Annotated in this window: 8 protein-coding genes; 4 read left to right on the top strand and 4 right to left on the bottom strand. The window is 59.2% G+C overall.

The features are described 5' to 3' along the window. The first annotated feature begins 367 nt into the window (after positions 1–367). On the top strand, positions 368–799 hold the full coding sequence (locus JTE92_RS06465) for a carboxypeptidase-like regulatory domain-containing protein (RefSeq protein ID WP_063239255.1): 432 nt from the start codon (positions 368–370) through the stop codon (positions 797–799). 255 nt (positions 800–1054) lie between these two features. Here JTE92_RS06465 and JTE92_RS06460 read toward each other — a convergent pair whose 3' ends face one another. The 3 genes from JTE92_RS06460 to JTE92_RS06450 all read right to left on the bottom strand — a co-directional run bounded on the left by JTE92_RS06460 (position 1055) and on the right by JTE92_RS06450 (position 6562). Then, positions 1055–3595, bottom strand: coding sequence for an NAD-dependent epimerase/dehydratase family protein (locus tag JTE92_RS06460; RefSeq protein WP_063239256.1), 2541 nt, complete (start codon positions 3593–3595; stop codon positions 1055–1057). Between the two features lie 424 nt (positions 3596–4019). Further along, a complete protein-coding gene (locus JTE92_RS06455) occupies positions 4020–4523 on the bottom strand; it encodes a hypothetical protein (RefSeq protein WP_147318610.1) in 504 nt (167 codons plus the stop codon). A 281-nt stretch (positions 4524–4804) separates the two neighbouring features. Then, a complete protein-coding gene (locus tag JTE92_RS06450) occupies positions 4805–6562 on the bottom strand; it encodes a PHA/PHB synthase family protein (protein ID WP_063239257.1) in 1758 nt (585 codons plus the stop codon). A gap of 285 nt (positions 6563–6847) precedes the next feature. On the opposite strand from JTE92_RS06450, the gene phaZ reads away from it, so the two are divergent. After that, positions 6848–8068 (top strand): polyhydroxyalkanoate depolymerase, encoded by a 1221-nt coding sequence (phaZ, locus tag JTE92_RS06445; RefSeq protein ID WP_084254614.1) that lies wholly within the window; start codon positions 6848–6850, stop codon positions 8066–8068. Positions 8069–8932: 864 nt separating this feature from the next. Here the strand turns inward: phaZ and JTE92_RS06440 are convergent. Continuing rightward, entirely contained in the window at positions 8933–10867 is a 1935-nt protein-coding gene (locus JTE92_RS06440; protein ID WP_063239259.1) for an aconitate hydratase, read from the bottom strand. A 433-nt stretch (positions 10868–11300) separates the two neighbouring features. Between JTE92_RS06440 and JTE92_RS06435 the strand changes: the two genes are divergently transcribed. Both JTE92_RS06435 and JTE92_RS06430 read left to right on the top strand, forming a co-directional pair. Continuing rightward, positions 11301–11510 carry a DUF2188 domain-containing protein gene (locus tag JTE92_RS06435; RefSeq protein ID WP_084254615.1) on the top strand — a complete coding sequence of 70 codons (210 nt, stop codon included), beginning with the start codon at positions 11301–11303 and terminating at the stop codon, positions 11508–11510. A 111-nt stretch (positions 11511–11621) separates the two neighbouring features. Next, positions 11622–12146, top strand: a complete 525-nt coding sequence (locus JTE92_RS06430; RefSeq protein ID WP_063239260.1) for a hypothetical protein — start codon at positions 11622–11624, stop codon at positions 12144–12146. The last annotated feature ends 139 nt before the right edge of the window (positions 12147–12285 follow it).

The following is a 12285-nucleotide window of genomic DNA, read 5'->3' as shown; positions in this document are numbered from 1 at the left end:
GTGCTTGCTAACGCTCTGCACACTGAGAGCAGCCCATGCCAAGGCTGGAGTACACGGAAGGCGTAAGCAGCTAGCCCGCGGAACACAGTTGCGACACATCTGGCGCTCATCCACAAGAAGCCTCCCGAACGACATGCTTCCGGCGCATGTGCCATGCTGTGCGCGGGTCGGGCGGGCACAAAGGCACCTGCGCTACACACGTCCCGATGCGGATTCCGATTGCTGGCCCTCCGAAGCGCAGAAGTCGCTGTACCAGGGTAGACAAGCTGCTACCCGGCTCCACGGAGCACCTGTCGTCTGGCGATTGGCATGGATGATGCGCTTCCAACGGGCAGGGTAAACCGAAGTCATTGAAGGGGATTTTGCTATGAACAGCAGATTGATCTCTCTCAGAGCGGTTCTCGCGTTGGCGATATTCGCAACCTGCACCTTCGCGGTAGCGCAGGAAACGACGACCATTAAGCCACAAACGACGCCTTCCGGCATTGAGTATGTGAGCGGCGGAATCGGCGATAGACAGCAAGACGCGATGAAGGTCCTGCGCAAGGATTACAACCTCCGGCTTACCTTCGCGCGCCCGGGAAGTGGAGAGTATTTGGCCGATGTCAGGGTGACGATGGAGAACGCCGATAATGCGAAGGTCCTGGATACTACGTCCACTGGCCCTTTGTTATTCGTCAAGTTGCCGCCTGGCGCCTATCGCATCACGGCCGAATTCGAAGGACAGAGTCAAGTAAAGAAGGCCACCATCCGAGATGGCCAATCAAGGGGATTGGTGTACCGCTTTGCTAAGAAATGATTGCCGGACCGTGGAGCGCTTCGCAAGGCCGTCCGGGATGACATGGCTTTCGAACCAAGAGAAAATGACGATGGCAGGGCATGCTCGCTTCGGCGTTGAGCGGGTGAACCAGCCGTTCTGGCCAGCCTGCAGGCCCATGCGAGCGCTCCAGCTTCAGGCGGTGGCGCGACATGGGCTTGGATTCGACGAAGTTGCCGGTCGTATCGCTTACATGGGAACGTAGTGCGCCGCAGGATGGACCCCCATCTGCGCCATTCAGGCACTCGCTTGTCGCAATGGCATGTGCAGACGCAAACGTGCAATCCGGTCCCATTCGCCGTAATGGCCTTCGATGCGACCCAATGGGATGGAAAGAAAGACCAGTGCCACCCCGAGCAAACCGGAAGCCGCTGCTCCCAAATCGGTGTAACCCTGGATTACCCATGGCGTTGTCATCAGCCATACGCCGAAGCCGATATTCAACAGGCGTAACGGCCGCGCGACTTCGCCCCACGCCATGATCGTGACGGTAACCACCAAGGACCCAAGGACATGATCATTGCTGGCCGCTACGCCCGACGCATCGAAAAGAAGGCGGCTGCACATCAGCGCGACGCCAATAACGCAGCTTGCGAGCAAGGTCCAAGGCAGATTGACCCCCGAAAAAAGCATTTCGCGTACCACGGTGCCAGCAGGGGCCGCAAAGTCGTCTGAAGTATCGACGCTGCCGCCGTCCATGGAATCGCCGCGCATCAGTACGTACCACCACTTCTTGCCCTGCTGCCGCCGATCTTTCAGGAATTGCCAGGTCGCGAGGATCTCGTCGAACGAGTATGGAATCTGCAGCAACATCGCCAGCGCGCCAACGAGGCACAGCGCGCACCACGTTCCGATCCAGATCGGCTGGATGATAATGAAGCCGATACTGACGACGCCGAGTGGTACGATCAGGATGCCGAACAGCAGGACGAGCCACGGCATCGTGCGCCAGCGCCGCTTGTCGCCAATCACGCCCGTAATGATTTCCAGCACGTATACGGTCGCGCCGAGTCCTGCATCTGCGACTGGCCATGCCTCTGATACCGACGAGGTCACGATGCGCTCGGTACCGTCGCCAAAGAGTGGATCCCAGGCGGCATCGATATGCCCAAGCTGGTAAGCGGCGAGATAACGCGAAATAAACAGGCCGACGAACGCAAGTGCGATGATCGGCATGCGGTTGGTCCATCCTGATGGACTATAGTCCCAGCCCGGCAGCGTATCCGGCCCCCCGATGCGGGCCATCGGGTTGATGCCGGGCGCGGACGGAATAGCAACCGAGAGCGCGATGGCAAGCGCGCCGACCAGCGTATCGTTGGCGTACGCCGCCGCGCTAGGTGTCCAGAACAGCAGTGGTGCAAATAGCAGCCACAAGCCAAGTCCTGCCACGGTCCAGCGTGCCCATCCGGCATCCCGCGACAACGACACCAGCCCGAATAGCACAATTAGCATTCCGGTGACGACATCGCTGATGGTCATCCACGTATCGGAGTAAGCCAACCCGCGCCCCGTGGGCGTGATGAGTTCAACCGCCAGCATCCAGTTGTCCGCGTAGCCCAGGATAAACGGGCTCGTAGCCAGCCACAGCCCCAAGGCAACATTTGCGAAGTGGCACCACAGCGTGCGTTGATGTTCGGAGCGGTCCAATGCGTGGTAATCGGTGATGGCATCAGGGCTCGACGATCCATGGTCCGCGCTATCCTCCAGCCACAAAGGCAACGGCAACTTGTTACGCTGATACCAGTGCTTAGGATCCTGAAGTAAAGCTCCGATCATTGCCGGCAGGCTGCGGCGCAAGCTGTGCCGGGGTTGCCATCCGAGCAGGCTTTCGGCGCGCCCGACGTCGAGTTCATAATGGTCATCCGCTAGTCTGACCATGAATGGCTTGACGAACGCTTCCTCCCCGCGATCAATGGCATCCGGGATCATCGCCTCCGCCTTGTCCTGCAGCCACGCGCCGGTGGCCGCGACGGCTTTCGGGATTTCGTTCGTGTCCCATGTTTCGCCGTGCACCAACTGCCCAATCAGGTTCTGCAAGGCTTCATAGCTTTCCGTCACTGGCTCGCCAAGTAGAACCGTGACTTCCGGAGGCAGGTGCGCGCGCCGCTCTACCGCCTTGCGGAAGGCCGACGCTACGTCTTCCAGATGGACGCATGCTTGCCCGCGCGACACATCGCCGGGATACAGGCGACTTTGCAGCTGCCGCTCATAGATGCGTTGAATCTGATAGGCCAAGCCAGGCAGCTCGCAATGATCGCTATAGACGCCGGCGATGCGGAAAGTCAATGCCGGGATGCGGCCGCGCTCGGCATGTAGAACACGCTCAGCTGCGAGTTTGGACTCCGGATAGGGCCATGCCGGCTTAAGTGGGGATTCTTCGTTGATAGGCTGGCCAGGAGCCGTCGGTGCATGGACGAGCATGGTACTGGCATAGATAAACTGCTCCACCTCAAATGACTGCAATGCGCGCAGTAGCCGTTGCGTCCCTTCGACATTTACCGCTTCGTACTGCGGCTTCGGTTCGCCTGAAAAATCGTAGAAGGCTGCAAGGTGAATGACCGCGGCTAGGCGGGTGCCGTAATGCCGGCGTGCCTGCGCCAGTGCCTGCTTGAGCGATTCGCTGGATGTGATGTCCGCATCGATGCAGTCATTCCCCTGCTCGTGACATTCACGTTCCAGCCCAACGATCGTATAAGCCCCGTCCAACTCGGCGGCGATCGCCTTCCCAAGCCGACCTTCGGAGCCGGTGATCAGAATGGCAGGCTTTTGCGAAACCATGGCCTTCCCCTAGGGTGAGCAGGCAGGATGAGCGCAAGCAAGATGCGCACCTGACGTTCCATTACGATCAGAAAGGCGGCCAAACTGGCGGGCTCCGCTAGTTATCGTCGCCTTACGCGAATTGCGAAGACGTAGCTACCGTAGTGATGGGAGGGCCCGCCGCACACGCGGATTCAGTCAGGCCACAGCAGGTACAACGCAGCAATCAAGACGAGTCCTACTACAATGCTCAAGTAGTAGCGAATCCCGTGCAAGGGTTGCTCTGGATGACCACGGCGATGAAAAATTAGCTTCATGATGATGAACTTCCTGCGCCGCAGCCGATAGGATCGGCGAACACGCGCTCGATATGTTCGTCCGCTCGATGCAGGGTGCGTGGCGCTGTTGCCGCATTGGATTGCGATCCCGGGTAACCTCCAAGCCTTCATACTGTACATGTCGTCGACCCGATAACCACGTCTCCAACCAGCTTCCCATGGGCACCGATATACCGATACACGAGCGTTACCCCCAGGCGAGTCAATGCTGGCACATCAGGATTTCGGCAGATCTGCCGTCCGATGTCCTTGTGTACCATCGACATGGCATCCTGCGTGCCGGCGCGGTCCGCATCAAATCCGCTCAGTCTGACGATAAAGGTGAGTCGCATTCCGTCGTTGCTACAGCCCATGAATTCACTGAGTTCATCGATTGATCGCGGTGTCTTGCTAGCAACCTCTTCGCAAGCATCGCGCAATGCATGACTGGCCGCCTCGGCACCGCGCTGCAATCCGCCTGTGCCATTCATACCGATTTCCTGGCCTTCTACCAGACCGACTAGCAGGCGTGCCAACGGCGACAGATCTTCAGGGATCGGCTGCGACCCTTGGGCCGAGCAGCTCAGCCAGAAGAGCACTATGCCCAATAAGGCCTTTCTTCTCGGTGTCATGGCGCGTCCAATGTGCAGCGCGTAATGCTGGCCATCACGACCCGCGCCACTAAGTTAGCCGTGGTGCGGAACCTTCCCAAAAGCGGACAGAAAGGCCGGATAGTGCGAAGCAAGATTTACAGTCCGTATATTGCTTCGTCACCATCCCGGCCGCGTAGTTCCGAACGCACTAGCGGTTGCCCTATTATTCGACAGCTTCTCCAAGCACGCGACACGCTTACCGAATTCGATGACGACCTGGCTGCGCCATGTATGGCTGTTTTGAATCCGCTACGCTTGGCTCAGCGTTGATGAACGTACGTCCCAGGCGCGTCCGCCAGAATAGGCAAGCCACGGCGTGGCGCCCCCATCGTTGGAGGTGCGACGCGATCGCCCGATGACCTCGCTTGCAGCCAGTCGACCCATGCTGGCCACCACGAGCCTTCGCGGTATTCGGCCCGCTCGCTCCACCGGTCCGCGTGAAGGCACGGATCTTCCGCCGCCTTGTGCGCGAGCCGGTAGTGCCGCCGCGGATGCCCGGGCTCGCTGACGATCCCGGCATTGTGGCCGCCACTGGTGAGTACGAAAGTTACATCAGTGTCGCTCAGATAGTGGATCTTGTAGACGGACGGCCATGGTGCGATGTGATCCCATTCCGTGCCGACGGCGAAAATCGACGCCCGGATGTTCTGGATTGCAACCGGATGTTCGTCCACCACGTACCTGCCGGCAGCCAGGTCGCTGTTCAGGAAGAGCGACCTGAGGTATTCAGAATGCATGCGGTAGGGAAGCCGTGTCGCATCCGCATTCCAGGCAATGAGGTCGCTCATCGCAGGCGGCTCGCCCATCAGATAATGGCGGAGCAAACGCGACCAGATGAGGTCGTTCGATCGCAATAGCTGGAAAGCTCCTGCCATTTGGAACGCCGGGAGGTAGCCCCGTTGCCACATCAGGCCCTCCAGGGACTCGAGTTGGCTGTCATCGATGAACAGCTCGAGTTCTCCCGGTTCGCTGAAATCTGTTTGGGCAGCGAGCAGCGTCACGGAGGCGAGCCGATCATCCTCCACATGCGCCATCGCGGCGGCGGCAATCGACAATAGCGTGCCACCGAGACAGTAGCCGATTCCATGGACTTTGCTGTCTGGCACGATCGTGCGAATAGCGGCAAGCGCGGCCATTATCCCCAGACGGCGATAGTCGTCAAGTCCGAGATTGCGATCGGCAGCTGTGACGTTGCGCCAAGAAATGCAGAAAACTGTAAACCCTTGGCCGACGAGATAGCGAATGAGCGAGTTTTCTGGTGACAGATCCAGGATGTAGAACTTCATGATCCATGCCGGAACGATAAGTAGTGGCTGCCCGTGGACAGTGTCGGTCGACGGCGCATACTGGATGAGTTCAATCAGGTGGTTCCGGTAGACGACTTTGCCAGGCGTGACCGCAACTTCCTTGCCGACCCGGAACTTGTCGGCGCCGGCAGGCGGCTCCCTGTTCAGATTCCGGCTGAGGTCATCCAGGAACCGCTGGAAGCCATCGATAAAGCTCCATCCCCCTGTCCGCAACGCATGATTGATCACTTCCGGATTGGTGAAGATGGAATTGGACGGCGAGAAGACATCCAGCATCTGGCGAGTCGAGAACGACACGACATTTTCATGGTGAGGGGAGACACCAGGCGTGTCATGGGTGGCGTCGTGCCACCATTGCTGCGTAATCAGGAAGGTCTGATACCAGAGGGAGAATGGTGGCTGTGCCCAGACGTCGGCGCGAAACCGCGTATCGCCTGGAGGCGGCTCGATGCAAGGTGGCGTGTTGCCGCCAACCAGCATTCGGCGCAAGGCATGGGCTACCAGCCGGGCCGACATCAGCCCTCCCCTGATGACAAGCTCGGCTTGTTTCCCAGGAGACCGGGCAAAATGTACCAGCCAGTCGGAATAGGCCAGCCACAACGCAGTGGGTGAAATCCCGCCACTTGCACTTGCCGCCACGGCGGCGGCAATGCGGTCGACTGCGCGAAAAAACTCGAGCTCGCCCGGCTCATCGTGATGCGGTGCTTGCAAATCTGGAGTCGCTGGCCTCGAAGCCGCCTGAGGGTCTCTGGGTTCTACGGGTGTTCTGGCCTCAGACTGTGGATTCGTCACGACGGGTCTCCCGACAATGTGTACACGCGCACTAAAAGTGCAACCGCATGGGCCAGGAAAGGACGCATTCCCGAATGCAAACCACCTTGGCGGAATTGCCCGAGTTGCTGGCGATGAAGGTTATGCGGAGCTGAGGCGTACGTAAGCTAACCTTAGTTATAAATGTTCGGTCAGCACCTTGCCTCGTTTGGCGAAGGATAACCCATGGAATTAGAGCGGCAGCGTTCCCAGCGGGCCCTGTTCAACCCGCTTGCCCTATGGGGCGAATGGATTGGATCGATGCCGTTTCGCGGAATGCTGCAGCTGGCAGAGGCCTCGAAATCCCAGCAATTTAGGCATTGCTATGGGCTCTTCCAGCAAGCCATCAAGGCACTTGGTCCGCCGGCGTTTGACATTGAGCAGGTTGAGTTCGATGGTCGGAAAATGCCGGTAGAAGAGTCGGTGGTGGCGGAGACCGAATTCTGCCGGTTGCGCAGCTTTTCTTGTATGCGGGACAGAACTAGCAAGTCGGCACGCCGCGTCCTGCTCTGCGCGCCGCTGGCCGGCCACCACGCCATGCAGTTGCGTGAAGTGGTGCAATCGTTACTGCCGTATGCGGACGTCTATGTCTCCGAATGGGTGGATGCCAGGGACATCCCTACTACAGCGGGAGATTTCTACCTGGAGGATGTGGTGCTGACGTTGCAGGACTTCATAGTGAAGTTGAATCCCCAGGGGCTGGATGTGTTGGCCATCTGCCAGGCGACCGTACCAGCCATTGCCGCGATCGCTCTCCTAGTTGACTCAAACTACCCTGAGCCGCGCTCCTTGGTATTGCTCGGTGGGCCCATTGATCCACGCTCCAATCCAACTCCACTTACCGGCATGGCGCGAAGCCTGCCTCTGAGCTGGCTCGACGCACTAGGTACCCACGTTGTACCCGCGGGATACCGGGGGGCGGGTCGTCGAATCTATCCGGGTTTCCTGCAGTACCCCTCCCTGATCATGGCGCAACCGGAGCGGCAGCTTTTCCTCCTGTGCGAATACATGCGGAGCCTGGGAGGCAGTGACACGCAGGCAGCATGCGACGCCGAACGATCGATCGCACACAATGGCGCCATGCTCGACATGCCGGCGGAGTTCATCCTCGATACTGTCCGCGTTGTATTTCAGCAAACGCTGCTACCCAGAGGCATGTGGCGCGTGGCAGGGCGCTTGGTACGCCCCGGTCAGCTATGCGAGACCCGCTTGCTAACTATAGAAGGGAGCCGCGACACGATTTCGGGAGTCGGACACACCCACGCCGCCCAGGATTTATGCGTGGGCGTCCCGGGGGAGCGCCGGCGCCGTATCACCATCGCAGGTTGCGATCACTATGGCCTATTTGGCGGACCCAACTGGCGCGCGGAAGTCTATCCGGCAGTTCACGATTGGTTGGTTGGCTAGTCCATCGCGTGATTGAATTGCGCCCAAAGGAGTCAACGCGGTGCTTCATAGTTTCGTTTGACTGGTACAACGCATCTGGTGCGCGCGAACCAGCTTGTCGATCAGCCCGAGCCAGGCGGCTAAAATTGGCGTGTACAACATCAGTGAGAGAACGTCGCGAGCTACTTACTGCTGTGCGTTTTCGCAGGTGCCTGATCTTTAGCGCGTGAGCGGGCCCTTTCCCTTCTTTCTTTTCCCTTTGGCTGTGGCAGGCCTGATTCCTCCACATTTGGGTTGCGCGCGGAGCATAAAGTGGCGTCTCCACCTTGATGGAGCGCAAGTATCCCGGAATCTTGCGGCTCCTTTCGCAGCATCGTCTTCTATAGTGTCAGGCAGATGTCAAGAAAGGCTGGTGCTGCGTACCAGGCTTGGTCCGTCAAATTCTGCCGGAGACAAAAGATGCTAAGTCCCCACGAGATTGCAGCCCTGATGGTACTGAATGACGCGGAGGCTTCCTGTGAACTGGACCCCTTTGACATTGGCGCCCTTGTCGAACGCCGGTTGGTCCGTTTCGAAGCTGCGACGCCACGCCAGAGTCAGATCCAGGTGACCGGGAAAGGCCGACAACTTCTGGAGGCGATCAGCAGAGACCGCTGAGCATAGGGCTCAGTGCGGTGAGAGGGTGTCGGCGTTTGCTTCCGCTGATGCTTTCTCAGCAGGAACGTCTTAGTTGCATTTGCTCGGCCGGATCGCGACATCCCGGTTTCCACGTCGGTTGTGCCTCGCGCATATCGGGGGAAAACGACTGGGGTCGAAAGCGTCAATCTGCTCAACGGTCGCCCCTGCCAGTGGCCGCATTTGGATGGCAGGCTAGTTCGGCTGTGCTCAGCTCCGCTCACGCAGCCAATTGATCAGCCCTCCCGCGCGTAGTATTGCCACCTGACGTGGCGAGAGACCATGAGTCAATAGCAGGCACTCGCCGCGGTTGGCGATGCTGGCCTCGATCTCGGTTCCCGTGGCAAGAGCCGTATCTAGGTGCTCGAGCACGAGCACGTCGCCTAGCGCAAGTCTGTCGTAATCAGCCGCATCGCCAAACCTTAACGGAAGGATCCCAAAGTTGACCAGGTTCTGCCAGTGGATGCGGGCAAAGCCCCTGGCGATTACCATTCGCAGTCCAAGATACCGGGGTGCGATTGCCGCGTGTTCGCGACTCGAGCCCTGGCCGTAGTTCAGCCCGCCAACGATCGCGTGATCGCCAGCTGCCCTTGCGCGCGTCACATAAGACTTGTCGATTGGTTCGTAGACAAACTCGCTGATGGCAGGAATGTTGCTCCGATAGGGGAGCACGGCGGCGCCCGCCGGCATGATGTCATCCGTGGAAATGTCGTCGCCGACCTTAAGCAGCAGTGGCAGCCTGATCTGCCCCGGAAGCGGCTCAAAGTCAGGCAACGAAAGAATGTTCGGACCCTTCACCAAGGTCTCCGCGCGCGCCTGCTCAGGGAGCAGCGGCGCCACGAAATTCTGCCAGTCGATCACTGAATCGCCAGGCTCGGCGATATCCGGGTAGTCCATCTCCAACTCGCGCGGATCTGTGATGCGTCCAGCCAGGGCCGAGGCTGCGGCCGTCTCCGGACTGCATAACCACACGAGATCGTCTCGGGTACCTGAGCGGCCAGGGAAGTTGCGCGGCACGGTGCGCAGGCTGTTCTTCCCGGTCGCGGGCGCTTGGCCCATGCCGATGCAGCCGTTACAGCCGGCCTGGTGCAAGCGCGCTCCCGCGTGCAGCAAGTGTCCAATGTGACCGTCGCGTACCAACGCCTCCAACAGGCCGCGGGAGGTCGGATTCACGTCGAAAGAAACATGCGGTGCAACCATGCGCCCCCGGACTATTTGCGCCGCGATTGCAAAGTCTCGATAGCCTGGATTGGCCGAGGACCCGATATAGGACTGATAGATCTCCTCGCCAGCCACCTCTCGCACCGGAACAACGTCGCCCGGGCTGCAAGGTCTGGCGATCAACGGCTCGAGCAACGACAGGTCAATCTGGTCCTCGAGGTCATACTGGCAATTCTCGTCCGCCAGCAAGTTGGCGAAATCGGTTTCGCGAGCGTGGGCCGCCAGAAAACGCCGCACTACCTCATCAGCGGGAAATACGCTCGTGGTCGCGCCGAGCTCGGCCCCCATGTTGGCAATCACGTGGCGGTCCATGGCCGACAGCTTAATCAGGCCTGGCCCACGGTACTCAATAATGCGGTCCGTACCACCATTGACGCCATATCGACGCAGCATCTCAAGAATCACGTCCTTGGCGCTAACCCAGGAAGGCAACTCGCCGATCAACGTGATGCCCCAGATCTCCGGCATCTTCAGAAAAAAGGGCTCACCTGCCATGGCCATGGCGACTTCAATGCCGCCAGCGCCGAACGCCAACATGCCTAGCGAGCCCGCAGCGCACGTATGGCTATCCGAGCCGACTAGTGTCTTGCCGGGACAGCCGAAGTACTGCATGTGAGTGGGATGGCTGACGCCGTTGCCAGCGCGGCTGTACCAGATCCCGAAGCGCCTGCAGGCGGTGTAGAGGAACAGATGATCGTCCGGGTTCCTGAAATCCTCTTGCAACAGATTGTGATCCACGTACTGGACCGAAAGCTCGGTCTTGACGCGATCCAGCTGCATCCCCTCCAGTTCCAGCATGACCAATGTCCCAGTCGCGTCTTGGGTGAGAGTCTGGTCGATACGGAGTGCTATCTCCTTACCCGGCCGCGTGTCACCTTCGAGAAGATGGGCGTCGATAAGCTTCTGGGCGACATTCCTTCCCATGGTATGCCCCTATTTGAATAGGCAAGATGCCTCGAACCCGGTGAATCGAATCCTGCCTAAAGCATAGTCAACACACTTTGGTTGCCCGTGTGCCGTACGCTGATGTGGTCCGCAGCTTCCAGCCGATGACCGAGGCAAAGGCACGACTCCTGTTCCCCGTGTAGCTCCGATTGATGTCGCTCAGACACCAGTTTCCAGCGGTAGCGTTCCCGAAGCGACTCTCGGCGGCCGCCAGCAATAAGTTGTGGACGCCCAGCTTATGGCTTCCCGATCGCAGCAATCTCACTGGCAGCGATTCACCTTTGAGGTTTGAAAGCGTCGCTAAGGGCCCTTTTGCTATCGCCATTCGCGAAAGTAGGAGGTCGCCTGACACCGGAATCGGCATGATCCAACTAGAACATTAGAAACATGTCCTTACGAAGAGGTGAACAATATGCTAGTCACAGAAGTTCGGGTCATATTGACCGAAGAATCACGTTGGGCGGTAGAGACCGACGATCTGAGTAGAACTCGCGTTATTTATCCATCTCGCGGTGCAGCGATTGCCGCAGGCGTACATATGGCTATGGCGGAAGACGCGGTGCTGATGATCCATGGCATCGAGATCGAGCCAAAGAAGAGCCGGCACTTCTCTGCTCAATGACACTGCCAGGTTTGCTGGCTAAGCGGTGAGCGGGCCGTAAGACGAGATGGTCGAATTCCTATGTATTCACTTGTAGGCGGCCTGATGAGACCGCGTCAACAGGAGGACGTGATGGAAGTTCATATGCATTCACACCACTTCACTCGGCGGATGCCGGATTGGCGGGCCGCAGCTATCGCTGGCGTAGTCGGCGGGGTTGTCTTTCTGGTCGTCGAGATTGGCGCGCTGTGGCTGATGGGCGAGAGCCCGTGGGGACCGCCGCGGATGATCGCTGCAATCGTGATGGGGCCCGATGTTCTGTCACAGGCCGCGCCCAGCGCTGGCGTCATGCTTGCGGCGCTAGCCGTGCATTTTGCACTGTCCGTCGCGCTTGGCCTGATCATGGCCATGATCATGGCACCGTTCAGGTTTGATTCGAGCGTCGGCATGGCATCGCTCGCAGGTGCGGTGTTCGGCGTCGCTGTGTACTGGGTAAATTTCTATGGCATGACTCAGTTTTTCCCTTGGTTTGCCGAAGCGCGCGGGGCCTTGAGCTTTCTGGCACATATCGTGTTTGGCCTGGTTGCCGCCGATGCCTATCTGAAACTCGAGAGAAAAATCGATCGCCCAGAGAGGGCAAGTGCTAGCGGCGGCTGACTTGCTCTCCGCTTATCCGCGTTGGCGTGGCTGGCTGGCCGCGCCCTCACCGCGGATGGATGCTGATGTTTGGCTACTCCCGGGCCTTGAGGGTTCTCTGAGCCGCCGGCTGATGCGACCGAGGGCTGAGGACGCGCTG

Source organism: Cupriavidus oxalaticus (assembly GCF_016894385.1).
GTDB lineage: Bacteria > Pseudomonadota > Gammaproteobacteria > Burkholderiales > Burkholderiaceae > Cupriavidus > Cupriavidus oxalaticus.
This window is presented reverse-complemented; position numbering and strand designations above follow the sequence as displayed.